Source organism: Colwellia sp. (genome assembly GCF_013214175.1).
Lineage (GTDB): Bacteria > Pseudomonadota > Gammaproteobacteria > Enterobacterales > Alteromonadaceae > Colwellia.
Genome location: NZ_JABSPA010000003.1, coordinates 313,846 through 339,823, shown reverse-complemented (window position 1 = coordinate 339,823; position 25,978 = coordinate 313,846). Strand labels below are relative to the sequence as shown.

General features: G+C 37.8%; 19 protein-coding genes. 7 read left to right on the top strand and 12 right to left on the bottom strand.

Annotated features, from left to right (window positions below):
* Positions 1–346 precede the first annotated feature (346 nt).
* Entirely contained in the window at positions 347–3,265 is a 2,919-nt protein-coding gene (locus tag HRT55_RS09965; protein ID WP_291620900.1) for an insulinase family protein, read from the bottom strand.
* A gap of 702 nt (positions 3,266–3,967) precedes the next feature.
* On the opposite strand from HRT55_RS09965, the gene HRT55_RS09960 reads away from it, so the two are divergent.
* Together HRT55_RS09960 and HRT55_RS09955 are read left to right on the top strand one after the other, a co-directional pair.
* Entirely contained in the window at positions 3,968–4,441 is a 474-nt protein-coding gene (locus HRT55_RS09960; protein ID WP_291620899.1) for a hypothetical protein, read from the top strand.
* A 5-nt stretch (positions 4,442–4,446) separates the two neighbouring features.
* Entirely contained in the window at positions 4,447–4,896 is a 450-nt protein-coding gene (locus HRT55_RS09955; protein ID WP_291620898.1) for a hypothetical protein, read from the top strand.
* 245 nt (positions 4,897–5,141) lie between these two features.
* Here HRT55_RS09955 and HRT55_RS09950 read toward each other — a convergent pair whose 3' ends face one another.
* Entirely contained in the window at positions 5,142–7,088 is a 1,947-nt protein-coding gene (locus HRT55_RS09950; protein WP_291620897.1) for an MOSC N-terminal beta barrel domain-containing protein, read from the bottom strand.
* A gap of 343 nt (positions 7,089–7,431) precedes the next feature.
* Here HRT55_RS09950 and HRT55_RS09945 point away from each other — a divergent pair, with 343 nt between their 5' ends.
* Both HRT55_RS09945 and HRT55_RS09940 read left to right on the top strand, forming a co-directional pair.
* Entirely contained in the window at positions 7,432–9,261 is a 1,830-nt protein-coding gene (locus tag HRT55_RS09945; protein WP_291620896.1) for a hypothetical protein, read from the top strand.
* A 92-nt stretch (positions 9,262–9,353) separates the two neighbouring features.
* Positions 9,354–9,752, top strand: a complete 399-nt coding sequence (locus HRT55_RS09940; RefSeq protein WP_291620895.1) for a hypothetical protein — start codon at positions 9,354–9,356, stop codon at positions 9,750–9,752.
* A gap of 193 nt (positions 9,753–9,945) precedes the next feature.
* On the opposite strand, the gene tehB is transcribed toward HRT55_RS09940, so the two are convergent.
* Together tehB and HRT55_RS09930 are read right to left on the bottom strand one after the other, a co-directional pair.
* Entirely contained in the window at positions 9,946–10,512 is a 567-nt protein-coding gene (gene tehB / locus HRT55_RS09935; protein ID WP_291620894.1) for a tellurite resistance methyltransferase TehB, read from the bottom strand.
* Positions 10,513–10,951: 439 nt separating this feature from the next.
* Complete coding sequence (locus tag HRT55_RS09930; protein ID WP_291620893.1) at positions 10,952–11,932, bottom strand: transposase; 981 nt, start codon at positions 11,930–11,932, stop codon at positions 10,952–10,954.
* 467 nt (positions 11,933–12,399) lie between these two features.
* On the opposite strand from HRT55_RS09930, the gene HRT55_RS09925 reads away from it, so the two are divergent.
* Positions 12,400–15,489, top strand: a complete 3,090-nt coding sequence (locus HRT55_RS09925) for an HD domain-containing phosphohydrolase (RefSeq protein ID WP_291620892.1) — start codon at positions 12,400–12,402, stop codon at positions 15,487–15,489.
* 26 nt (positions 15,490–15,515) lie between these two features.
* Here HRT55_RS09925 and HRT55_RS09920 read toward each other — a convergent pair whose 3' ends face one another.
* From HRT55_RS09920 to HRT55_RS09910, 3 genes are all read right to left on the bottom strand, one after another.
* Positions 15,516–15,662 carry a hypothetical protein gene (locus tag HRT55_RS09920; protein ID WP_291620891.1) on the bottom strand — a complete coding sequence of 49 codons (147 nt, stop codon included), beginning with the start codon at positions 15,660–15,662 and terminating at the stop codon, positions 15,516–15,518.
* Positions 15,659–16,420 (bottom strand): ABC transporter substrate-binding protein, encoded by a 762-nt coding sequence (locus HRT55_RS09915; protein WP_291620890.1) that lies wholly within the window; start codon positions 16,418–16,420, stop codon positions 15,659–15,661. The genes HRT55_RS09920 and HRT55_RS09915 overlap by 4 nt, the downstream gene beginning before the upstream one ends.
* Positions 16,421–17,320: 900 nt before the next feature.
* Positions 17,321–17,740 (bottom strand): hypothetical protein, encoded by a 420-nt coding sequence (locus tag HRT55_RS09910; protein ID WP_291620889.1) that lies wholly within the window; start codon positions 17,738–17,740, stop codon positions 17,321–17,323.
* Between the two features lie 450 nt (positions 17,741–18,190).
* Between HRT55_RS09910 and HRT55_RS09905 the strand changes: the two genes are divergently transcribed.
* A complete protein-coding gene (locus HRT55_RS09905; protein ID WP_291620888.1) occupies positions 18,191–18,826 on the top strand; it encodes a sulfotransferase in 636 nt (211 codons plus the stop codon).
* Positions 18,827–19,076: 250 nt separating this feature from the next.
* Positions 19,077–19,838 carry an ATP-binding protein gene (locus HRT55_RS09900; RefSeq protein WP_291620887.1) on the top strand — a complete coding sequence of 254 codons (762 nt, stop codon included), beginning with the start codon at positions 19,077–19,079 and terminating at the stop codon, positions 19,836–19,838.
* 263 nt (positions 19,839–20,101) lie between these two features.
* On the opposite strand, the gene HRT55_RS09895 is transcribed toward HRT55_RS09900, so the two are convergent.
* The 5 genes from HRT55_RS09895 to gcvH form a co-directional block, all read right to left on the bottom strand.
* Positions 20,102–20,581, bottom strand: a complete 480-nt coding sequence (locus tag HRT55_RS09895; protein WP_291620886.1) for a hypothetical protein — start codon at positions 20,579–20,581, stop codon at positions 20,102–20,104.
* The gene (locus HRT55_RS09890; RefSeq protein WP_291620885.1) at positions 20,581–20,916 is read right to left on the bottom strand and encodes a DUF4325 domain-containing protein; all 336 of its coding nucleotides are present in this window, start codon (positions 20,914–20,916) and stop codon (positions 20,581–20,583) included. Before HRT55_RS09890 ends, HRT55_RS09895 begins: the two co-directional genes overlap by 1 nt.
* Positions 20,917–20,927: 11 nt before the next feature.
* Complete coding sequence (locus tag HRT55_RS09885) at positions 20,928–21,875, bottom strand: hypothetical protein (protein ID WP_291620884.1); 948 nt, start codon at positions 21,873–21,875, stop codon at positions 20,928–20,930.
* A 207-nt stretch (positions 21,876–22,082) separates the two neighbouring features.
* On the bottom strand, positions 22,083–24,977 hold the full coding sequence (gene gcvP, locus HRT55_RS09880; protein ID WP_291620883.1) for an aminomethyl-transferring glycine dehydrogenase: 2,895 nt from the start codon (positions 24,975–24,977) through the stop codon (positions 22,083–22,085).
* A gap of 393 nt (positions 24,978–25,370) precedes the next feature.
* The gene (gcvH, locus tag HRT55_RS09875) at positions 25,371–25,760 is read right to left on the bottom strand and encodes a glycine cleavage system protein GcvH (protein ID WP_291620882.1); all 390 of its coding nucleotides are present in this window, start codon (positions 25,758–25,760) and stop codon (positions 25,371–25,373) included.
* Between the last annotated feature and the right edge of the window lie 218 nt (positions 25,761–25,978).

The following is a 25,978-nucleotide window of genomic DNA, read 5'->3' as shown; positions in this document are numbered from 1 at the left end:
ATTGAAAGTTTTATGCCAAAGTTAATTGTTTTTATTTATATAATATTATCAACGAATTAGATTCTTAATGAATAAATAGTTTAGGGGGTTATGTTCGGTTTTATATCAACGTGTTCGAATCTGTTTGGTGTACTTGACACCTTTATTATGCAGAATCCAATTGAACTTAGATTGTAAACACAGTTACGGCATATTTAAGGATACGGTTAAGAACAAAAAAAGGCCTCATACAATGAGGCCTTTTTGATCAAGTAAACAAGTAGGTTTACTTATTATTCAACTTATTAAGCAATGTATTAAAGGATGTATTAAACATTTCAACATTCACTTAATGAGACAATAACAATTATCTCACCACCTTATTAAGTTCATTAGTAAAACACGGTTCAGTGCGACAAATGCTCTTGTCTTTTAAAGCTTGCTTGTAATCATCATCACCTTGATGGGCAGTACCAAAGCTTCGCACAATAATAGGTTGAACTTTTTCAATTACTGAAGAGAAAAACGCTTCCATATCGCTATGCGATAATTTTTCAACTTCAGCAACAATTTTTTCTTTGCTATTAAAATCAAACATCTTGTCATTAATTTCTGACCAGTAATGTCGTGTGCGCTCATTTAAGTTTTTATCTTTGGCTTGTAAATCTTTAATCAGCCCTTGTTTGTATTCATCAAATTTTTCAGCGGTCATCTCATTTAATGTACCTTTGAAATCAGTCATGAATTGATCGATACGGCGTTTTAATTCAACCGGACCCGCTTTAGGTGACTGAACTAAAAAGGACAAACCCGGTAGATTTTGTAACTTGGTATTTCGACCACTGACAATATAGCCAAGTTGCTGATCGGTACGCAGAGATTTAAAGAAAGGAGCGCTAATCATGCTACCAAATAAACCATATTTAGCGCGATTAGCAAATGAATCATCATTACTAATGTAGCTTTCAACGATGGTTGAATCGTTATGGTCTACTACTAATTCTTGAATCAATTCATGACTAGTATTGTTTAACTTAACAACTTTATTAGCGCGTTCTTTAGCTGTAGAGTTTGTCATATTAAGCGCATAAAGCGTTTTGCCCAATTGAACAGACTCTGCTTTTAGCATATTACCGTGTACCAATACTTCAACTTCAATCGCCTTATGGAAATCGTTAATATATTGCGCGAGTTGTTTTGGTGTTACCGTTGAAAGTGCACTGGCTAATGCTTTAGCTGAATAGGTTTTAGTACGCTGTATTTGTCTTAACGCTGAACGTGCTTGGCTGTATGGGCGATCAAATTTAGCATTATTCCATTGTCGTACTAAGCGAGCTTTGTGTAAATTAAAAGCCGCGTCATTAATATCCAAATGTCGAACACGTTTATTAATAGTACTTAACAGCATGGCTTGTTTTTCATCATAGCCATTTACGCCAAAGCCCATTCCTGCACTAGTAGACCAAACGTTATAGTGTAATCCAGCTTCTTTAGCCGGATAACCAAACTCATTTAAACTGTCTTTTAATAACGCACTGTAAAGATAGTTTTGAGCACGAGATAAAGTATCTTTTCCTGCTTGGTCAGAATATATCTGTACGTTAACAGAGGCTTTAGGCACTCTAAATTCAGTGTCTTGCTTGTGCCACAATGTAAAACCTGATTTTTCAAAAACAACCACTGGGTTGTTTACATCTGACTCTATTTTTTTCATTGTTAGGTTAGTAGCAATAAACGGGTTAGGCGCTGGTAACGAAAAGGCATCAATCGTTTTAGGTGATTGATAACGACTAATGTCTTCTGCACTGATTTTAGTCATTGAATAAGGAGTATTATATTCAGGCTGAACTTTATCCGTTGTTAAACCTTTAGCAACTAATACTAAGCGCATATTCTCAGGTGTTAACTGCGCCAAATATTCAGTAACTAATTGATGAGAATATTCATTATACAAATACCCTTCATTTAAAATATTTTTTGGTGAAAAGTACTGTAACTGTCGCGAAAGGCTACTAGCCGTATCTGCTGCATCCTGTTTTTCTAAAAAATCAAAGCTATTTTTTGAAATAGCGGCTTGTTCTTTAAAGTACGTTTGGTTGTATTTCTCATTTGATAACAGTGCTAAATAAGAAAATACCGCTTCAGTAACTTGTTTATAATTGGCTAGACCTTTAGGTGTCAGTGTCATACTTATGGAAGCACGTTCAAAATCATCAGGACCATAAGCGCCTGTACCTAAAGATTCTATTAACCCCTGGTTTTTCAGATGGCTATATAAGCTACCTTTGCCCTCTTGACCGAGTAAGGATGCGATAATTTGAAGTGGCTTTTCTTCAAAGTACTGAGTTGATTTAGTAACAGGAAATGCCAAGGTTAATTTTCGGGTATCTTTCATTGGTTCGATATTAATTTGTACGCCTAACTGCTCCGCTAAATAAGGCTTCATCGTTACCGGAGTAGATTTTGAACCATTATTTGGAATGGCTGAAAATTTTTCACGCGCCCATTTTTCTAATGTATCGAGATCTTCACGACCCACTAACGAAAGTGACATACGACTGGCAGTATAATTCTCTTTATAAAGTGCTTTTAAGTCATCAATAAGTAAATCATTTTCGCGATCAGCTAAGGTATCTAAATTACCTACCGAGAATTGACTTGATGGATGTGCTGGGTTGCGCGTGTCTTTTAATACTTCTCTGATACGGCGAGCATCATCTTTAATCTTCATGCTGTATTCAGAGTGAACCGCATTTTTTTCTCGGTCTACGTATTGCTTATCTAAACTAGGCGAGATAAAAAATTGCGCAAAACGGTCGGTGGCATCTTCTAAGGAGTCTTGATTTACTTGGAAAAAATAATTGGTATGCTCTTGGCCTGTTCCTGCGTTTGACCAACCGCCATTCGCTTTTAAATATTCATTGTATTCACCCACTTTAGGGTATTTATCAGTACCTAAAAACAACATATGTTCTAAGAAATGGGCAAGACCTTCACGATCTTCAGGATCAGCCATGTGACCTATATGTACATCCATTGATGCAGCAGATTTATCAGCGCTACTGTCAGAAACGAGTATTACTTTTAAGCCATTATCGAGCTCTACATAACGGTAAAGACGTTGATCATTTTGACTTTTAACTACCGTTTGGTTGGCTAATAGCGAGTTAGCTAATACCGATTGAGTGTTAGCAGTAGACTCTGTGGTATTGCAACCGCTAAGTGTACTAACACCTAATGCTGCTGCAACTAAAGTTGCGATTAAAGTAACGTTGTTCTTTCTCATTATTATCCTTGTGATACACACTTGAAGATCATTATTAATCATAAGTTTGCAGTAATATACACATAAAAATTGGGTTAGTGAACGTATTAAAGTCACAATATGTAACATAATATTAACTCAATTATGACCTAGGTATAAAGGCAACTAAAATAGCGAATATAAACGCCATTTTTTCATAGTGTATGCCGATTTAGCGTGAGTATTATTGCCGACTTGACGCTGCATGGATGCAACTAATTAGACAATGCAGACGTCACATGGATGTGACTTATTAGAGAATTCAGGATGCATATTCTCCTGAACATATTGTCCTGATGTACCTTCATTGCTGTTACGTCGAAGATATTGTGCTGAGTGTAGGATTACGTTTGATGTAGCAGCGCCGAAGGATTCCAAAGAGAGAGAGGAAGAGTTGAAGCAGTCTCACTCTTTCTTCTTGGTGTCCTCGCCACCGCGACAATATTATTTAATTAACTCTGACCCAATTATTATAATGGCTATTATTTTGTACACGTGTATTTCTTTCTTGTATCGACGTTTTAAAACACTTATTTAAATTGACTTCTTTATTACGACACTAACTTTATTTAAATAAATGTAAATTTTATCCCCATGAGTTATTAACATTTTATTTTCAGCTACTTTGGCTTAAGATATCCTGAAGAATACAAAGTACAAAAGAATCAACCTAAAGGACTAGCAATGAAAGAGCATTATACAACCAAGACTGGTGTGATATTAGAAGCAAATATTAAATTAAAAGTAAAAAAAATTGCAGATAAATATTATAGCTCCACTCAAAAAGGTATTGTTATAACAAGTGGGAAAAGAACATCAAAAAGCCAAGCAGAAGCTATGTACGGTAAGCTTGTAGGCGGTGATAAGTTGGCAGTTTATAAGAATAGAGTCGCGGCTCAAGAGATCAAAAAAAGCTATGATGATGCAGTAACCGCTAAAAAATTAAAACCCCAGGTAATCCAGTCTATTAAGTCGACAATTGATTCTCAAATACTTAAAAAAGTATATATTTCTAAACATCTTAGAAAAGGTGCTATTGATGTTAGAAGTAGGGACATGACCCCCAATGAGAAAATAAAATTTAAAACTGCTGCATTAGGTGTCGCAACTAAAGTGATCCTTGAAGTTACACCTCCTCATTTTCACCTGCAGTTCTAGTCATTATGAAAATTATAGTTAGCACATTCATATTATTTTGCTTGGCACTCCTTTCTATCGGATGTGGAGAAATTAAGGCCGTTACAGCTGAAAAGCATCATACGGTTGAACACTTTTTCATTAGCTCAACAGAGCTAACAAAAAATGACGTCATAACAATAAATTTGCCGAAATTAAGACCTAAAAACTTAGCCATAGTCGATTCTAATGATCAATGGTTTATCATTCAAAGTGCCGAAGCAAATGTTTTAATGATGTCTGAAGAAGAGTTTTCATTAATAAAAGTATTAGAGCTCCCAATAAAAAGCACTAAAGGTACTATTTGGGAAAACGGTCTAAAAATCACGAAAACAGTATTTAAGGAGTCTGGTAAGTATCAGATTTACTTTGCAGATAATTTAGAAACTGAACCTGATAATACATTCAACTTTTCTGCGCATGTCATTGTGAAGTAGTTTTATTATTCTTGAATGATTATCTAAATCGTTTGATATTTATATCACAGAATGGCGTCGCGGTGGTGACAACATCCAAGGGGGGTTTGGCGTGTATCGCCCCTTGGGTGCCGTCGCCACCGCGACAAAACACTTAAATTTACACAGAGCCAATTTATTCAATTACTTCACTGTAAAGTTTACTTAATGACTGTTTGAGATAAATAATCAAGGGTTCTGCCCCCTTGATTTTACCTTACTTTTAATTACAGATTAACCTCCAGATCTGAACGAGCATAACTACAGCAGGGAAGAAAATCACCACTGCCATCTTCGGTATCAATCGCCATGGCATTGGGAGCATGCACCTCACCATTGACCAGCTTGCTATTGCAGCTGCCACAAATGCCCGCTAAACAACTGTAATCAGGAGTGATACCCGCCTCTTCTGCCGCTTCGAGAATCGTCTGGTCGCCTGATATTTGTACTTCGATACCCGACTGCAAGAAATTAACTTTATAAGTACGGTTAGAAGCATCGTGCTCAGGGGGCGCGACATCAATAACAAAACTTTCCTGATGATACTGAGAGCCAGGTAGGTCTAATTGAGTCAGCAGAATTTTGGCGTTTGTCATAAATTCATCCGGACCACAGACAAACACTTCTCGCTCCAGTAGATCGCTGCTGAACTGGTTTAACATATCGGTCGATAATCGACCAGAAAAGTGCACGATGTCACAGTTAGCGGCATCGCTCTGACGGGTAAAGTTACAAGATAAATGTAAATTAGCATGCTGAATTGCCAACAGTTGCAACTCCTCGAAACAGATCAGATCTTCATCAGTACGGGCACTGTGATGAAATTGAATATCTATGTTCAAACTCAGATCGGTAATGTAACGAGCAATCGACAACATAGGCGTAATTCCTGAGCCTGCGGACAATAACAACAACTTAGTACGGCTGGAACTTTGCAGGTAGAAAACACCGCTGGCTTTAGTACATTCTATGCTTGAACCTACGGCAAAAGAGTCATGCAACCAATTTGAGAACAAGCCCCCCTCGACCCTTTTCACGGTAATTGAAATCAGATCTGGTCGAGAGGGACTTGACGATAGTGTGTAACATCTGTTTTCCAGTTGCTTGTCTATTTCGGCGTGCAAGGTGATGAATTGGCCGGGTAAATAGCCAAAGCGAACAATAGGATCAGCGATAAACTTGAAGGTTTTAACGTCTGCTGTTTCATCAATAATCTGTACACAGCGTAATAATTCTTTATTGTGGATTGTACTTGCCGCATCGGTACCAGGCAGGGTCTGACTGCTATTAGCATCGGCAGATATAGTTAACTGTTTGGCCAATCTGGCTTGAGCAGGTTGCCAATTATCCTGGTACACAGGTCTCGCTTTAGTTTTAATAACTTCAACTTTGTCACCTATTTTTATAGTGCCGCTATTGAGCGCCAACATGTTTTCACCAAACATCACATTAGTACCATCTTGCTCCTGACGATAACTGGTCAAAGTCTTTAAGGGCTCAAGATTTTTATCCGGCTGTTGGGTATGAGGATCAACAGTGGTGAATACACAGCGGCTGCAGGGTTTTGGTAGCTCAAACAATACCTCTCCTATGCGGATTTTCGCCCACTCATCTTCCTGCCAGGCAGGCAATCCTGCAATGGTGATATTAGGTCTGAAGTTTGCCATGCTAATCGGTGCCGGTAGACGCTGATTTAAGTGCTGCAGCGAGTTATCATTGACCAGTAACAGCGGATAACCATCGGCGAAGCCCACTTCGTGCACTTCATGCTTATTTACCTTACGCTTTGATTTCTCGCCAAAATATAGAATCCGCAGTGGCTCTCCAAGTAATTCACTGATCCATTGATCGGCTGACAACCCGCAACCCTGCCCCATAAATGATGTGCCCCAAACAGAGGTAGGAAAATAACTGCTGGAAAAGTGTTGTGGCTGCAATAACAGCTCTTCACAGCTTGGATGCTGTAAAACTAAATCTTCTCCGCGGTAATAAGAGCTGATCGAGGTGATTTTTGGGTGTGTTCGACCGGTAATAAAGGTACCGTCTAATTTAGTCAGCATAAAACGTCTGTCTCCCTGTAAACCAGTGCCAAGCACTTTCACCGTTTCACAACGGATAGCCGCGGAAGATTTCAGGGGATAAATAGCTAAATTACTGACATAAGCGTTCGACATTCTACGACCTTTTACAAGTGATGTTTTTTAACAACGAGGGTAACTGATTGCTGTCGATTAAACTAGCTCAGCTAGGAGTTATAAATAGTTATAAATAGTTATAAATGACACTCACTTATCTACTGTCTCTTTCTTGCAGTTGCCATAATGAAACACTCTAAACCAGATGATTATTTAACCATAGTAACGTCGTGTACATTTAGAAATCATCAGTGAATGTCATTGTTATTCTTGTTATTTCTTGCTGTTTTTGTTTTTTGTTTTTTGTTTTGTGCCTCGGTTCTATATTCCGACTATAATGTGTTAGCTTGACCAACTTGGATTTTAAATATAAGGAAATATCATGTCATATAAAAAACTATTCAAATTAGCGGCGGTTGCCGCTGCCATTTCATTTTTATCAGCTTGTGGAGGATCTGACTCCTCATCAGAAGATATTATTGAAGACGATTTAGCCGATGTTGTAACGGAGACTTATCAAGGTACTTTTATTGATAGTGCCGTTGCCGGCATTAATTATGAGTGTGGGGACACTACGGGTGTTACCGATGTAGAAGGAAAGTTTAATTATCAATTGGGCGACACGTGTACGTTTAAGATTGGTGATTTTTCATTAGGCTCAATTGCTAACATGAGCATAGAAGCTCCTATAGTTACCCCTTTTGATATTGCCGAAGACGACGAACAAGCAATAAAAATAGCCTCTTTATTACAAACTATTGACGCTGATGGCGATCCGGAAAATGGTATTGATATTACTGCGTTTGATGCTAGCGGGTTAACAGCATCACTTTTAACTTCTAATGAAGAGACTTTTTACCAAGCTATTTTTGACATCACCGGACTTGAAGCAGTTACGCTTGAAGCTGCACAAAAACACATAGAGGAAAGTCTAGGTGATTCCAAGGGCTATCATAGCAAAGCTATTGATCAAGTTATCAATGAAATCCATGCTGTAGGAGATTTTGAGCAACTTGATATACAAAATTTCTTAGCTGGCGTACATGCAATTTTAGATGCCGAGGACGATAGTAATAATAATGATATTAAATCGTTAAAAGCGATTATTTCAATTTTTGAAATTTTAAACGACCCTCGTGTACAAGCACGCATAGATATTACCGATAGTTCAAATGATTATACTGAGTTTTTACCGAAAATCATTGATGCTTCATTGAACGCCTCAGAGGTAATGTTAAAAGAGGCTACCGGCTCAACAGAAGATATTTCGGGTCTGTTTTTTGAAATGAGCACACGCCTAGTAGCCGCAAGTGATGCTTTAGCTGAAAGCTTTACTGATCAAAATTATGTCGCTAATTATGGTGAAAATTTTAGCTTAACATCTACAATGGCAAAGCAAATACAAATTTCTGCACTCGGCACAGCAAGTGTATTAAGTTATTTCAGTGCTTATAATTATGGTAGTGATGCATATTATTTATCACAAACAATTGAGCAACAAATTGAGGTTATAAACGTTCCTTATTATTCAGTTACTGTAGGTGATTCGTTATATAAAGCTACTGCTATTACCGCGGAGTCTGAATTCACCACTGCCGGTATTCATCCGGAAACGCTAATATTAGATACTGAGCTTGCTAGCTTACACGCAGATGAAAAATATTTAACCTTAGCTAAAACAAGTTTAATCAAGGTAATAGAAATTGGCAAAGACATTTACCTAGCTGAAAGTACTGACGACGCTGCTACGCAACAAGAGAATATAAATAAAATTGATAGCTTTTTAAACAATTTAAAGGCAGAAGATGGTACTACTTCACCCGTTTCTTTAGGTTTATTTGCTGACGATATTGAAGGTAAACTTGATCTGCAGGCGATGTATTCAACAGCTACTGCTATCGACCGTAATGATTTTGATATCAGTGTTAACATTGATTGTGGCGACTATACCTATTCAGAAGCCTTTTCAAAATACATGGATGAACCGATGTGTTCGTTGGGCGATTATACCGATGGTGATGAAAGTGTCGATTTTGATAACACTACTTTGATTTATAGCGACGGAGCAAAAATTTATACGGTTATTTATGCGATTTATGCCAATGTAAATATATCTATTGAGCCAAAAGCAACGGCTGATCCTGAACGAATCCTGTTAGAATGTACGTATACAGATGAGACTGGCGTAGCACAAAATTGCTTAGAAGATTAATCCATTTTATTTTGGGCAATTTCACTAAATTTTTTGCCATAGTGGTACTAACATTTACCTCAGTAGCCTTGGCTACTGAGGTAAATTCAGTGATGACGGATACTAAGCATAAATTTTATCTAAATAGCGGTAATATTGCTAAGGTGTATTTTAAAATCACCGCAAAACGCTTTATTGAGGATTACTCCCAAATTAAGAGTAAAACGTATTTTTTATTCTTTCGATTTAAGTCATATAAAATCACACAATTTCAACAAGGTACACTTTACTTAAAAGATAGTAACCTAAAGTTTAAAGAAGCATTTTGGTCGCAAGGTAAACTGGTTTTAACCGGGGTTTCTGGCATTATTAATCAGCAAAAATTCAATTCACCTGAAGTAACATTTAATAAAAGGTCGATGCAACTTATGGCTAAAAATATTACTTTAATAAATGAAAACAGGATATCGCGAAAATTGAGCTTTCGACAAGATGTCGCAGCCCTTAATTAACTTAGTAATACCAATGCCGATAAGTTTGTTAGCAGCGCCGAGGGATTCCAAAGGAGGAAGAAAAAGTGGAGGCAGTCTCACACTTTCTTCTGAGTGTCGTCGCCACCGCGACAAATTATAGAAAGTGTATCACCCCATTTATTATATCGATTTACCTATAGAATAGACTGTAACAATGGCTGCTTTACCTATTTTAGCCAGGTTTTCGCGCCAACATGGTCGCAAATTGTAATTCCGCGCCATTGTGCATAGTTCCTACATCTTCATTGTACTTTATCAGCTCCCAGCCCTCATAAGCCTCACGCAATTGTCCCGCTTTTAGGGTAAATGGGAAGGGAACCGGGCATGGGTGTTTTTCTGTACTCATGGCACATACAATTAGGTTATAACCGCCAACCAGAGTACGCTTATGCATATCAGCAATAATTGAATCAACACGAGATGGGTCGATAAACATTAAGGTTACGGTACAGGAAATAAAGCCATAGTCCTTATCAAGGTTCGCATTGTTAATGTCGTACACTTGAGTATTAATATTATTCATCTTCTCTTCAATACTAATGCTTTTTAGCATATCAATAGCCCCTGCATTAGTATCTATAGCGGTAACGTTAAACCCGAGTTGACCGAGATACACAGCATTACGCCCATTCGAACACCCCATATCTAACGTATCGCACGGCTCAATAATTTTGCACGCCTCGACCACTTCACTATGCGCGGGATTTAAGCCGTAACGGCTATTAAGATCAACTTTCATGGTAACAACTTATTTTAAAATGAGGGCTATTATCTTACTACTGATCTTGCTTTATTGAATATGAATAGACGTATTTTATGGATGTTATTTGACCTTAATCAATAACATTGGCTATCGAGATCCGTTATTTGTCATTGATCCCTTTATTTCTACATTTTTCAATTCACTAAACTGCTTAGGTTTACAATTTCACTCTGCGAATTTCACTCTGCCAGCCACAATTTCAATCTGCCAGCCATAATAAATAACTATAAACACAGATATAAAAAACAGACTAGGTATGAAATTTTTCACAGCTAAAAGCGGGGAATTATTAAGGGATAGTTATCAACCGTACACTTAACACACTAGAAACAGTCAAAATATAAAATTTAGGCGAGTTAAAGCCGACATTTAAAAATAACAAATAAAGTCAGTTTATTCGTGATTGTATTGGTGGTTACGCGCTATTCAAGCAGGCTTGAGCATTAATGATACCATGGGTTCGCTGCAAGCCAACATGTTCGGTAAATTCACTTAAGTGCTTGGCTGTACCTACCGCGCCTGTGAAAATATATTCAAAGTCTGTGGTCAGCTTTAACCAGCTTTCTTCATTAATGTGTAACCTTGCTAAAATACGTTCAGATTTCTGGCTAATCGCGCCTCTTTTATCAGTACGAATAATACGTCCGGTCTCATCCACTAGGGTTAAGTAGTCTTGTAAACTAAATCGAATACCTTTATTTTTTTGTTGGTGTTCATTACCTGTGAATGGTAGTAAAGCTTTGGGTTGCTCACCTTTTATCGCTGATTTTATACGTAGTTTAATACTAGTAAAGTCAGATTTCTCGGGCGTGGCAGTAATACCTGCACGCACGGGGTTTAAATCAACATACGCCATACACGACAATATAGCACCCTCATCAAGCAACGCTTGTGATTTGAAGCGCCCTTCCCAAAAGTGGCCGGTGCATTTATCTTCTCGATTGGCTTGTCGGGCGATAGGCTCATTTAACGAGCGCATAAACCAACTGATATCCATCAAACGTTGTTTGTAAACATTCGCAGTAGTCTCAACCATGGCAAGTTGGAATTTATCAAGCGACTGTTTATTTTGATATTTTTGTGTGAGTAATGTGCCTTTAAATAATTGATGCCAACGTTCAAGTACTTCAGCCGTTGACCAGAATTTCACGCGTTCACTATCAACATGCAAAACTATATGTAAGTGGTTATGCATCACGGCATGCGCACAAATATCAATAGCAAAGACTTGAGCTAATTGAAAAATCCGTTTTTCAATCCAGATACGTCTGTGCTCATAACTAATGCCTGACTCTTTATCAACACCGCACAAAAACGCTTTTCTCACCGTGCGACTGCAAATATGATAATACGGTGTATCTAACAAACTGATCTGTTGCGAGCGAGGCTTAGGCATAATAATCACCAGACTTAATGAAAGTAAATTAAGCCTAGTTTATTGATGAAAATATGTACAAGTTATTATGGGTGGCAGATTAAGTTTGTAGGCATAATAATCACCAGACTTAATGAAAGTAAATTAAGCCTAGTTTATTGATGGAAATATGTACAAGTTATTATGGGTGGCAGATTAAGTTTGTTGTGAGTGTCATGGTTATTTTTATTTATTAAGGTGATTTATTAAGGTGATTTGTGGGGATAGCTCAGGGTCTGACTCCTTGATTATTATCCTTTATCAAAGTGTCCTATTCCATTAAACCAAATCAGTATTACGTAGGCTAAAAAAAACACTATCCATGTTGAGTTAGGTATCCATCTATGTCTATAGTATTAAGAATAAACATATAATAAGAACAATATACTATGATGGCGATACCAAATTTTTTAATAAAAATTAGACCAACCATACTTTTATTGTTCTTTATGATCATTACGATTTTTACCTCGGTCATCGCCATTGAAAAATATTTCTCAGCAAAAAAACTCGCGTTAAAAGCGACCCAAGAAAGCTTCTCTCTATACGCAAAAAAAATCGCTGAGAGAAGTTTGTCTTTTGATCAAATAAATGAAAGTATTTTAATTCCACTGAGCCATGCCGCCAATATTGATCTTTTGCCTGAACTTGGTAACAAGCATCTTTACTTAGAAAGTTATATCGATCTGTTAGAAGCCAATAAAGACTTATACGCAATAGATATGGGCGACAAATATGGTAATTTTTATCTGCTAATTAATTTAAAAATTCATCGAACCTTAACGGATTTAGACCCGGCACCAAACGCCAAATTTCTCGAAGAAAGAACCTATAGACAAGGTAGCGATATTACCAAATATCAATATTTTTTAGATGAAAACCTAAATATCATCAAAACCGCTGAAATAAAGACCAACTTTGATCCTCGAGTAAGAAACTGGTACATCACAGCACTAAAGCATAAAAAGGTGATGAAAACACCGCCCTTTGCCTTTGCAAACTTATCTACCCAAGGAATATCTTATGTCAAGGAAGTCAAGAATACTGGCTCGGTACTCTCTTTAGACTATGCAATATCGACTATTTCTGACAACTTAAAAGATCAAAGACTAGGTAGCAACATAAGCTCATTTATTTTCAATCAGGATAAAGAGTTAATATCTAAACTCAATGAGAATAAAGATCCTGTGCTGGTTGAAAGCAAGATTGCCTTAACAAAAAAGCAAAGAGCATATTTAGATCGCTTAGAAAGTATCGTCATTGGCAACGAACTAGACTGGGCACCTTTTGATTACGCCATCAGTGGTGTTCCCAAAGGCTATTCGGTTGATTTAATCAGATTGCTGGCACAAAAATCAGAGATGAACATACGCTTTATCAACGGTTACTCCTGGTCGGAGTTGGTGACATTATACGACAATGGCACCATCGATGTGTTACCCGCGATTTTGTCAAAAAAGTACCGCACTGAGGATAACTATTTTTCTAACGATTTTTATCTCAAAATCACGCCGAAATTAATCGTAAGAAAAGATTCACTTTATAGCACATTGGCAGAGATTGAAAAGAATAATCAAAGTGTCTCCAACGCGATAGGGTATTTTTATTCTCATGACTATATCAAAAGAAATTATCCAGCAATAAAAATCATCGAGACGAGCACCCCGACCGCCGCCCTCGAAATGGTTGCCGCTGGCGAGGTTGCAGCTAACATTGAACTAGACAAGGTCTATCAGCATATTTCAAGCAACCATCAGCTAACTAATTTACAAGCAACAGCGTTAACTAATCAAAATATTTCTGATAATTCTATGGCCGGATTACACTATATTAGTAAGCAAAAAATATTAATTGAAATCTTGGACCAAGCCTACGCTAGCCTAACGACCAGAGAAGTCGATTTCCTGGAAAATAAATGGTTTCCACAAGGTGAGCACAATTTGTATCTTAGTCATTCCAATGTAATACCTAGTGTTGAGATATTAACGATTGCCAAACAAGATTTGAATACCGTAAGCACTATAGTAATAGATGGCACTGATTACTTTCTATTTACAGCCATCATGGACACTGGTAATTTCTTAGCGGTAATGACCAAAGAGAACGATGCAATGGCGCCTTATATGGTCGAGATACAGGAATCTTTCATTACCAGCGTCATCTTGCTTTTATTGTTGCTGCCGATAGTTTGGTATGTTTCAACCCTAATCGTCAAACCAATTCTAGCCTTAGAAAATCAAAGTAATATCATTAAGAATCGAGATTATGATCAGGTACAGCAAATAGACACCTCAATTGAAGAGCTTAACCTGTTAAGTGTTTCGATGTTAAAAATGTCCAATAAGATGAACGATCACCAAAGGGAGCAAGATGCACTGCTAAACGCCTTTATGCAATTGATTGCAGAAGCGATTGATGAAAAGTCTGTCTATACCGGAAACCATTGCCATCGGGTGCCGATATTAACTTTGATGCTCACCGAAGCCGCAAAAAAATCACAAAATTATGCCTTTAAAGATTTTGATTTAAAAACTAAAGAAGAACAACGAGAGTTAGAAATAGCCGCCTGGTTACACGACTGCGGAAAAGTGACAACTCCTGAATATGTGGTCGATAAAGCGGTAAAATTAGAAACGATCTATAACAGAATACATGAGATAAGAGCTCGATTTGAAATTATACATCGGGATTTACAAATAACCGCCTATCAAAAAATTATCCAGGGTCAGGATCAAACGCTAGTTAACCAACAGTTACAAACACAACAGGATGAATTGTTTGAACAGTTTGCATTTATAGCCAAGTGTAATATCGGTGGCGAGTTTATGCATGACGACGATATCGCACAGTTAGAACGTATCGGCGCTCGGCCATGGCTCAGGTATTTTGATGATTCATTAGGTCTATCAAATGATGAAAGGGTGAGGTACCCGGACATTAAACAGGCCCCGCATCAAGAAACACTATTAAGTGACAAGAAACAGCATCTAATAAAAAGAACAATCGATAGAACTAAAGAATATGAAGAACAAGGTTTTAAAGTGGAAATCCCTAAATACTTATATAACTTGGGTGAGCTTTATAATTTACGGATTAAGAAGGGTACCTTAACCGCGGAAGAAAGATTTAAAATTAATGCTCATATGATTGTGACCATTAAAATGCTAAATAAGCTGCCGCTACCCGATGAGTTAAAAAGGGTGCCTGAGTACGCAGGAGGCCACCACGAAACCTTAATCGGTACCGGTTATCCGAAAAAATTAACCAAAGACCAGATGTCAATACCAGCGAGGATTATGGCTGTGGCTGATATTTTTGAAGCATTAACGGCATCAGACCGACCTTATAAAAATGCCAAAACGTTAAGCGAATCACTAAAAATTATGATGGTTATGGTTAAAGAACAACATATTGACCCTGATATTTTCACATTATTTCTAGAGTCTGGTGTTTATTTGGAATATGCAAAAAAGTTTTTACAGCCAGAACAGATCGATGCCATCGATATTGATACATACATAGACAAAAACAAAAAATAGATAAAGTAGCAGGATTTGTATTGATGCTAATTGCTATAAGCCCCCTTTTTATTTTTAGCCTCACTCTCATCAACATATACCACAAAATGGTAATGGTTAGACATCACCGCAAAGATAAGCACGGCGAACACAGCGACAAATAATTTTGATTTTATCTGTTGCCATTTATTCATTGACCACTGACTAAACGTGTCTGCCATTTCTGAGTTAATTTTTTCAAACTATTGTCCGCTTTCATCTTTTGCAATGATGTTGACAGTTTTTTAACAACAACTGACGAAGTTTTTAAACTGCAAGCCAGAAAAAAATCGAATCTAAAGTCATGGATCACAGAATGCTTACGGTATTTTTTCATTTTACTAGGCGAATCAAGTTTGTTGATCAGAATTTCGTCATTAAGCAAAACTAAGTCAATGCTGCCTTTCCTTACCTCAAGCATTTTTAGCAAGGCGTTGTAGTTTTTCAATACATATAAATTTTTGTCTTTTTTAAAACCTTTGTTCAGCAAGTAGTAGTGTGAGGCATAGTTTTCATTTACCGCAACCCTATACTGGAGTGCATCATCAAATTTATGTAAGACAATGTTTTTTTCACGCAATGAATAAAAAGAAGTGCTAGCGCTACTAATTTGACCCACCCATTGAAATAGAGACTCGCGAAATGGTAGACGTACCACAGAATAAATGCATATATCCTTTAGTTCTGCGGCATGTTTGTAGGCGATTGACCAGTCACTGATTACAATGCTGTGGCTAATATTTGCTCTAGCAAAGATCTCCTTTACTATCTCAGTTGCTAGGCCTGTAATTTCTTTGTTTTTTTGCACTATTTGAAAGGGTGGCAAGTTTTCAGTAACAATAGTTATGTGCTGAGCACTGAGTGCATGACTAAAGAAAGCAAAAGTAATAACAAAACAATTGATGTATCCCATTCATCTTCCTTAAAGCCTGGTATTTTGTATAACAGCTTGATGCAATCGGCTACAAACTCATAACAATAACGTTCTGTTAAGAGTAGTTTGATACGAGTAATTTGTCTTCCATATAGACCAATTCAGACATATTTATTAAAGTATATTTTATTTATTTCCGAGTAGTGAATTTAACTTTAGCTTGGAGTTAACTTTCCTGTTTGACGTCGCGGTGACGACCACACGAAAAGGGGCGATGTACCGCCGCGCCTCCCCTTGGAACTCCTGCGGCGCCCTACTCAGCAGAACATTCAACTTCAATTTCAACTAGCGTACACCACGATTCCTGCTGCTAAGCTCGTGGTATACGTCTTCCATGAACAACGGCAGCCCTCTACGTCGTGTCTCGGGTCGAGGTCTACCTTTACTAGTTGGTGATTGAATTGCTGAGATGAGAGTAGGAGATCTTGGTTATTCTCATTTATCAAACGAGCAATATAACTTTTGGTGAGATCAAGTGACACGGTATCAACAAGCACCAAGTCTGCTTGAACAAACGCTGAAATGAATGAAAGTGTTCACGTATGTTCATCATGGCGCTGCATGGATGCTGCTTATTAGACAATACAGACGTCACATGGATGTGACTTATTAGAGAATGCAGGATGCATATTCTCCTGAGCACGTTGTCATGATGTGACTTCAGCCCCTTTACTTGAAATAGCCTCGATAACACTTGAGTGAATTGAAGAATACGTTTGTTAGCAACGCCGGGGGGATTCCAAAGGGCTTCTCTTAGGTGCAGTGCGTTTAGTCCCCTTCTATTTTGGGTGTCGTCGCCACCACGACAAATCATTTAAATTCACTCTGACCCCATTTATTATATTTAAACCGAGCCTGTAACAGATTTTGTTACAGAGTCTATCCCATTTTTTGCTCAATTAATTGTAGTAGCTGCGCATTTAACATAGCTAATTCGGCTTCCATGCTCTTGGTCCTTTCTTCATCACCGCTTCTGCGCTCTTGAGCTATTTCTGCGATTAATTCGGCGATTTTTTCTTGCAACTCAGCAATTTTTTCATCTACCGTCTTTTGTTCTTTACCATTAGTATTACTAACTTCTTCTTGCCCTGATAATTTTCTCATTGCTGCTTGATTTTTATCATTAGTACTTTTTTCATGCCCTTCTTCTGAAATGGTGACTTGATCCGTTTTTAAGTGCTCTGAGGAGGATGTATTTATTTCAGCGGAAACCTTCATAGATGCCTGCTCTGAAGCTGATATTTTTTCCTGATATGCTGGCGCAATAGAAGCTTGCAGTTGTTCTGTACGTAATTCCATTTCTGTTCTATCCCTAATGATATTATTTACTATTTCTCAGTATCGGCATAAAACTAAAGAACTTAAATATTATCAAAAAGTTTAACATTACTTTGCGTCGCGGTGGCGACCACACGAAAAGGTGAATGACCGCTCCGCCCCATTCTCAATCCCCAGAGCGCCCATTCAGCAAAACATTCAACTTTCAATTTCAACTAGCGTACACCACGACTCCTGCTGCTAAGCTCGTGGTATAAGTCTTCCCTGAACAACGGCAACCCTCGACATCGTGTCTCGGGTCGAGGTCTACCTTTGCTAATTGGAGATTGAATTGCTGAGATGGGATTTACAGCTCTTTTATGCTTAACTTATCGGCATAATGCTTGTGTATTACCTATTCTTTGATATTTAGCTCTACCTATTTAGTACATGCGATTATAATGGCGACTTTTTAAATACGAGTAGTATCAGATGTCTAAAATATTTATTATTGGCTTGCCTAGAACGGGCACTACCAGTATTAGTGTTGCACTATTAGAACTAGGCTTAGCTGTAGCTCATACCGCGTTTACCAAGCGTACGTTTGAAGTGGCGGATGCGATATCTGATTCCCCCTGTTTTAGCGATTATCAACAGTTAGATGGTTTATTTCCCAAGGCTAAATTTATCTACTTAACAAGAGGCATGGATAAATGGCTCCCTTCGATTACCATGTTACTTGAAAAGATGGCGCCTCATTTAGAACCGAAAACGGGGCGATTTAATCCCATTTTAAAACGCAGTTTTCATGATACATTCTCTGTCGAGTTGCCTTTAAACTATCATGAATTAAGCGATTGCTATGAGCGTCATCAGCAAATGGTTTATTCGTATTTTGAAGGGAGAGATAACTTATTGACGATAGATATAAGTGAGCAAGGTAGTTTACTGAAAATGAAACAGTTTTTAAAAATGGAAGAGGAGGGAAATATAGATTTCCCTAAACTTAATGTCGGTCGCAATGTAGCTAACTGGAAAGACTATAAACACCCGAATAAAATCAGCTCTAACTTAGCTGGCGTAGATCATAGAAAATACTTTGATTTTTATTACGCGGCTAACAAGTAATCCGCTACTCAGAAGTTAGACAAATACCTAGAAAAACGCCTACTTGATTGTCTGATAACTGCCTATCAATGTCATGAATATAGTAATAAAACATGCTAAATACCACTCGAAATAAGCTTAAAAGTTATTATGGGTGGCAGATTAAGTTTTCTGCTTAATGAATTGACCATAACAATTTTCCGCTTGCCCTCTTTTCCGTTATAGTGTCCTGCCAGTTATATACACGAATTTAGAAGGTATTAAAAATACTATGGATATCAAAGGGACCTGTATATCATCAACAGCAGATGAGCACGGCCCAGTTTATGTTTACCAAACAAGGACCAGTCGGATCCTCAGCTTTGATGGGAAAATCTATCAAAGTTCCATGAAACTAAATAATATTCATGGATTAGATCTCAGCTACACTCAGTCCATGATGGCGGGTTTGTTTTTTATCCCTAGGTTAAAAACAGCCACCATCATGGGGCTAGGTGCAGGCTCAATGGCAAAGAACCTGCTCAGTAGTTTCTCTGAGTTGAATATACACGCGATTGAATACCGTGAAGCAGTGGCGAAGACCGCAAAAGAATATTTTTACTTACCCGACACGGAACGCCTCGTCATACATATAGACGATGCGGTGAACTACATTAAAAACACTGACATCAAAAGCGATATTATCTTTTCAGATCTATATAATTCACAAGGCATGGAACCGAAACAAATACAATCATCCTACTTGCGTGATTGTAAAAATTCACTCAACAAGCAAGGTGTCCTCGTGCTCAATATCTGGCACACGGCACTTAAATCACGAGAAGAGTTAGATGAATTACTCGAGTTAGAATTTGAAAACAGACTACTCAGTTTTGAAGTTGAAAGTGGAAATACGATCGTACTCGCATTCAAAAATGACATCCCTTTGATAAAAAGAGAAGAACTCATGACTAAAGGTAAATGGTTGCAAGAAAAAATGAACATTCCGATGGAACGCTATGCCAAATTACTCTGTGATAGACAAGGTTTATGAGGATGGCCATTTTTCTTCCTTAATGCTTGCTTTGAAGCTAACAAGTTCTGCTTCAAAGTTAGTCGTCATATCTGTAACTGCCAGAGCGAAAACTTTTAATGATTTTCCGATAACGTGTCATCAATTCCTATTGCTGTCCTTTTTAAAACACTTGTGTGATAAGAGCAAGTTATTATGGGTGGCTTGATAAATTGCAGTATGTAAATCACCAAGTTATTATGGCTGGCCTGATAAGTTCACTTGATTACCCTGAACCCATGATTCTAATCACAATGTTCTCTTTCAAAAGCTAAATATAACTCCTGATGAATTTTCTGTGTTGCTATTAAAGCCTTTTGATAATTGATTGATGAGTTAATAGCTGTAAGTGTCATTGCTTTTTTTAACTCTAGGAGGTTTGCAGCTGGAATTACTACGTTTCGACCTTCTAAATGAAGTAGCCTAGCTCTAAAAATTCCATAACGGGTAAGAAATTTGGCTTCATGCATCTGTTGCTTTTGAGCATTGTATCTTTGTTTCGATAACCGTATTGGCCCAACTAAAGCGGCATCATTGATATACTCTTTAAACTGAGTTTCAGCCATTGAGTCAAAATCATCTAAAATAGAAGTAACAATGGATATTAGTGAAAATGTTTCACTGCGCTTTGCAGACTTATTAGCCCGTTTATTAAGGAATCCCCAACCGTAAGCCGCTATGCAAAAAGAAAGTACAGCACTAACTATAGTAGTCACTATGCTCATTAACTTTCTACTTGTGCTTCTTTGATATAATCTCTTATTTCAGTATCATAAAGTCCATCGTCACAAATAATAGTCAATGACTCCAAAAACAACTTTTTATCAATATATCCTTTTTTAACTGCTCCACCAAAGCTTTCAGTTAGAAAAGATGATCCTATACCTATATCTATTCCATTAAGATTCACTACAAGCTTATCCCCTGAAACCATTTTAACTAGTTTATCTTTAAGTATTTTTTCTCTGAATACTTCTCCTGTGTATTCCCCATCTAACGGCGTGTAACGCCCAAATGGAAAAGGAGAAAAATCTTCAGCTAAATCAATATTGTATTTCATATGACACTCATTCATATATAAATTTGCCATTCAACTAATGTCCCTAAAAACGGAATTGTACACTCTTCAGATTCAGGTATCTCGGTGGTCTTCTTGCAATACACTACATTATTACTAGCAATAAACAGAATTGAGTTTTCTCTTATACTCATCGCATCTTTCATGTTTTGAGATCCTTTACCTCTATCCTTTTCACCAGTACAAGTAACCCCTTTAGACATTGCCCTTAGAATATGTGCTTGAATACTTTCATTTATATCATCTTTAGGCAGTGAATTCAAAATTCCTTGACCAAGATCAAATATAATATAAACCATTTTTTCAGGTTCATTATTTTTAACTACTGTGTAACAGCATTGCCACCAACGTCGACCAATACCTCCAAGAGGTAAATCTTCGTGAGAATAGGCATGGTGTAACACGTTAAGCATAGCCTCATTGACACCCTTAGTAAATATCTTTGCCTCTATAGAAGTCAGAGTTATGCCGCTATTTCTTAAACTAAGCAAAAGAGATGCCATTGCTTTTCCTGGGTCACTTACAGTTTGAAATATCTCATTATTATCAAATAAGGCATTTTGCTCCCTACAACCTGCATTTACTGCTTTGACCCACCCTATACTATGCAATAATTCTTGAAGTTCTGGGTCCTGGGGAAGTGAAATCGTTACAATTTTGTCGTTTTCGGTTGCTATACGAGCTCTACTTATTTCAGCAAAGAGCATAACTGAAGCAGAAGCTGTTATTTTAGGGCAGTTAGTTAAGTCTATATGGATTGGGGTAAAGTCACCTAAAGTTCGGCCACTAATATTTCTCATAAGATTTAAAGTGTAATCTCTGTACTCTTTATCATATACGCAAAGAGGTTCAAGAACAGTAAAATGAACTACCCCTTTATGGCTTTTAGGCTTAATTCTTTGGTCTAATCTAGAGTAGTAGTCTTCTAATTTCTTGTTCAATGTATGTTTCTACTCCATGATTACAATAAAGAAATTGTATACTAAAAACAGATCATAAAACTAGAATACTTTAAACTTTTTCAATCTTTAATTAACTGGTACTTATTAAACAAAAAAGGCGAACCATTTCTGGTTCGCCTTTTTATTTTATCAGTCAAATACTGGATCCCCGATAAAAACCTCGGGGATGACTAATCATAAAAATTACTATTTATAACTCTCAACTGGAGGACATGAACATATTAAGTTTCTGTCTCCGTATACATCATCAATTCTGTTAACCGTTGGCCAGAATTTATCTTTCGCTGCTGCTGGTACTGGGAATACTGCTTCTTGAATCGTATAAGCACGATCCCATGTATCAGTAATATCAGCCAAAGTATGCGGAGCATTGTGTAGAGGGTTATTCTCTAATGTCCACTCACCTGACTCAACTTTACGTACTTCATCACGAATACAAACCATTGCTTCGATGAAACGGTCAAGTTCAACTTTAGACTCTGATTCCGTTGGCTCAATCATGAACGTGCCCGCTACTGGGAACGACATAGTTGGTGCATGGAAACCGTAATCCATTAATCGTTTAGCCATATCTACTTCAGTAATACCGCAGTCCGCTTTAATTGGACGTAAATCGATAATACATTCGTGTGCTACGCGGCCATTAGGTCCAGTGTATAAAATTGGATAATGTTGGCTAAGTTTAGTCGCTAAGTAGTTAGCGTTAGTAATCGCGTATTTAGTCGCGTCAGTAACACCTTTTTTACCTAACATAGCAATGTATAAGTAAGTGATACATAAGATACCCGCACTACCAAATGGTGCCGCTGATACCGCGCCGTTACCTTTAGTTTCGTCATTCACTGTCACTAGTGCGTGATCAGGAAGGAACGGTGCAAGGTGTGACTTAACACCGATAGGACCCATACCTGGACCACCGCCGCCGTGTGGAATAGCGAAAGTTTTGTGTAAGTTAAGGTGTGAAACATCAGCGCCGATTGAACCCGGTGACGTTAAGCCTACTTGTGCGTTCATGTTCGCGCCATCAAGATAAACTTGACCGCCGTTGTCATGAATGATGTTACAGATTTCAGCAATCGTTGTTTCGTAAATACCATGAGTCGACGGGTACGTGATCATGATACAAGAAAGGTTATCTGCTAACTCTTCAGCTTTTGCTGTTAAGTCGGCCATATCAACGTTGCCTTCTTTATCACAATCAACTACCACAACTTTCATACCAACCATTTGCGCTGACGCTGGGTTAGTACCGTGTGCTGATGAAGGAATTAAACAGATGTTACGATGTGAATCACCACGACTTTCGTGGTATTTAACAATTGCGATTAAACCTGCGTACTCACCTTGAGCACCTGAGTTTGGCTGCATTGAAATGTTGTCGTAACCGGTTAACTCAACTAACCAGTCACCTAGTTGGTCGATCATTTTCTTGTAACCAACAACTTGGTCAGCTGGAGCAAATGGATGCATGTTAGCAAATTCAGGCCATGATACTGGGATCATCTGCGCGGTTGCATTTAACTTCATCGTACAAGAGCCAAGAGAAATCATTGAGTGGTTCAATGCTAAATCTTTATTCTCTAATCTTTTAATATAACGAAGCATTTCTGTTTCGCTGTGGTACGAGTTAAATACTGGGTGAGATAAAATTTCTGACTCACGTACTAGTGATGCTGGAATTGAAGAGTGACCACATTCAACAATTTTATCATCTAAGTCGCTTACGTTTAGACCGTGACCTGCGCCTAATAACACATCAAATAATGTCGCTACATTTTTACGCGTAGTTGTTTCATCTAGAGAAACAGCAACTTGGCCATCAATATCAGTACGTAGGTTTAAGTCTGCCGCGGCAGCACGTGCGATGATTTCTGCTTTGTTGCTTACGTTAAACGTTAAAGTATCGAAGTAGTTCGCGTGAACTGCTGTTAAACCTTTAGTCGCTGTACCTAAACATAAAATGTCAGTTAAACGGTGAATACGGTTAGCAATAGTTTTTAAACCTTGAGGACCGTGGTAAACCGCGTAGAACGCTGCCATGTTGGCTAATAATACTTGTGCAGTACAAATGTTTGAGTTGGCTTTTTCACGGCGAATATGTTGTTCACGCGTTTGCATTGCCATACGTAAAGCCGGGTTATCACGAGTATCTTTAGATACACCAATAATACGACCTGGTAGCGAACGTTTGTACTTGTCGCTTGTGGTGAAGAATGCCGCGTGTGGACCACCGTAACCCATTGGAACACCAAAACGTTGGCTTGAACCAATAACGGCATCAGCGCCTAACTCACCTGGCGACTTCAACATGACTAAGCTCATAAGGTCGGCAGCTACTGCAACAATGCCTTTTTTCTCATGAATTTTAGCAATTAGCTCGCTAATATCAGTTACTTCACCTGAAGCGCCTGGGTACTGGATAAGTGCGCCAAAGATGTCGTGCTCTGCAGCTTCATTAGCTGGGGCAACGATAATGTCAAAACCAAACATTTCAGCACGTTGTTTAACAACGTCGATGGTTTGTGGGAAAACATCTTCTGAGATAAAGAATAAGTTTGATTTTTTGTTTTTAGAAACACGTTTGGCTAATGCCATGGCTTCAGCAGCTGCTGTGCCTTCATCTAATAATGAAGCAGAAGCTAGGTCTAAACCAGTAAGGTCTATACACATTTGTTGGTAGTTTAATAATGACTCTAAACGACCTTGAGCAATTTCTGGTTGATACGGCGTATACGCTGTATACCAACCTGGATTTTCTAACACGTTACGTAAAATGACGTTTGGCGTTAAGGTACCGTAGTAACCTAAACCAATATAAGTGTCGTTTACTTTATTTAAGCTAGCAACGGCTTTTAAATCAGCCAATGCTTGAACTTCTGTTTTACTTTCTTCGATGTTTGGCAAATCAGCAAGGCGAATATCACTCGGCACGATTTCATCAATTAAGGCATCAACCGATTCAGCGCCGATGTCATTTAACATAGCTTGAGTTTGCGCTGCATCAGGACCAATGTGGCGACGAATAAAATCTTGAGTTTGCTCTAACTCAGATAATGAGTTAACAATTATTTTTGAAGTCATAACAGTTTCACTTAAATGTAGGTAAATTACGTAAATTTAAAAAATATCAGCAAGCTCTAAGTTAGTCATACCCGTGTTCATTTAACCGGGAATCTACAGTAATGAATACTGGTTCCTCGACAAGAGGCTTCGAGCATTACGTGACTAAAGCTTGGTGTAACAATACGATTTTCTTTTATGCTTTTTAGCATAAAAGAAAGCCTCAAACTAATCTGTTTAAGGCCTATTATTAAGATTCAATCTTTTAGCTAAGATAATCAGTCTTTAGACAAAGCCGTCAAGTGACTTGTCGTTGGAGCTTAGTAAGCCTTTAGCTACAAAAAGAGCTAAGTGACAAGGCGAGCAACGCCGACAATGCCGACTAAAGTTGATTAACGACGCTAAAATCGAAAATTAGTCTTCGTCGATAGAGTTCTTGTAACCTTCAGCATCAAGTAAGTTTTCTAACTCACTTGCATCGTCAAGTTTAACTTTAAATAACCAACCGCCACCAAAAGCATCAGAGTTAAGTAACTCTGGAGCATCTTCTAGTTCTTCGTTGATTGCAACAACAGTACCTGAAACAGGTGCGTAGATATCTGAAGCTGCTTTTACTGATTCTGCTACAGCAACGTCATCACCAACACTGATTGAATCATCAATATCTGGTAATTCAACAAATACCATGTCACCTAAAAGGCCTTGTGCGTGTTCAGTAATACCGATAGTAGCAGTACCGTCACTTTCAAGACGAACCCACTCGTGAGATGTTGCATATTTTAATTCTGAAGGAATGTTGCTCATTTTTATTCTTCCTATTCTTACTTTATTAGTAAGTTGATTAGTAAATTGACCAAATACTTGATTAGATCAATAGATTAAATTTCTGTAATTTATATAGCACAATAGCTGCTAGATAATAATATAAATCCTAAATAATTGGAATTACAGCGAAGCCGTCGAGTTATGAGTCCTTGAGCTTAGTACACTAAGTGACAGGACGAATAACGAAAACAATAAAG

Coding starts and splice junctions, on each gene's coding strand:
- HRT55_RS09905 (WP_291620888.1), top strand. CDS start 18,191: ATGTCTAAAATATTTATTATTGGCTTGCCTAGAACGGGCACTACCAGT.
- HRT55_RS09895 (WP_291620886.1), bottom strand. CDS start 20,581: ATGAGCATAGTGACTACTATAGTTAGTGCTGTACTTTCTTTTTGCATA.
- HRT55_RS09900 (WP_291620887.1), top strand. CDS start 19,077: ATGGATATCAAAGGGACCTGTATATCATCAACAGCAGATGAGCACGGC.
- HRT55_RS09960 (WP_291620899.1), top strand. CDS start 3,968: ATGAAAGAGCATTATACAACCAAGACTGGTGTGATATTAGAAGCAAAT.
- HRT55_RS09945 (WP_291620896.1), top strand. CDS start 7,432: ATGTCATATAAAAAACTATTCAAATTAGCGGCGGTTGCCGCTGCCATT.
- HRT55_RS09890 (WP_291620885.1), bottom strand. CDS start 20,916: ATGAAATACAATATTGATTTAGCTGAAGATTTTTCTCCTTTTCCATTT.
- HRT55_RS09920 (WP_291620891.1), bottom strand. CDS start 15,662: ATGAATAAATGGCAACAGATAAAATCAAAATTATTTGTCGCTGTGTTC.
- HRT55_RS09950 (WP_291620897.1), bottom strand. CDS start 7,088: ATGTCGAACGCTTATGTCAGTAATTTAGCTATTTATCCCCTGAAATCT.
- tehB (WP_291620894.1), bottom strand. CDS start 10,512: ATGAAAGTTGATCTTAATAGCCGTTACGGCTTAAATCCCGCGCATAGT.
- HRT55_RS09965 (WP_291620900.1), bottom strand. CDS start 3,265: ATGAGAAAGAACAACGTTACTTTAATCGCAACTTTAGTTGCAGCAGCA.
- HRT55_RS09915 (WP_291620890.1), bottom strand. CDS start 16,420: ATGGGATACATCAATTGTTTTGTTATTACTTTTGCTTTCTTTAGTCAT.
- HRT55_RS09930 (WP_291620893.1), bottom strand. CDS start 11,932: ATGCCTAAGCCTCGCTCGCAACAGATCAGTTTGTTAGATACACCGTAT.
- HRT55_RS09925 (WP_291620892.1), top strand. CDS start 12,400: ATGATCATTACGATTTTTACCTCGGTCATCGCCATTGAAAAATATTTC.
- gcvH (WP_291620882.1), bottom strand. CDS start 25,760: ATGAGCAACATTCCTTCAGAATTAAAATATGCAACATCTCACGAGTGG.
- gcvP (WP_291620883.1), bottom strand. CDS start 24,977: ATGACTTCAAAAATAATTGTTAACTCATTATCTGAGTTAGAGCAAACT.
- HRT55_RS09910 (WP_291620889.1), bottom strand. CDS start 17,740: ATGGAATTACGTACAGAACAACTGCAAGCTTCTATTGCGCCAGCATAT.
- HRT55_RS09940 (WP_291620895.1), top strand. CDS start 9,354: ATGACGGATACTAAGCATAAATTTTATCTAAATAGCGGTAATATTGCT.
- HRT55_RS09955 (WP_291620898.1), top strand. CDS start 4,447: ATGAAAATTATAGTTAGCACATTCATATTATTTTGCTTGGCACTCCTT.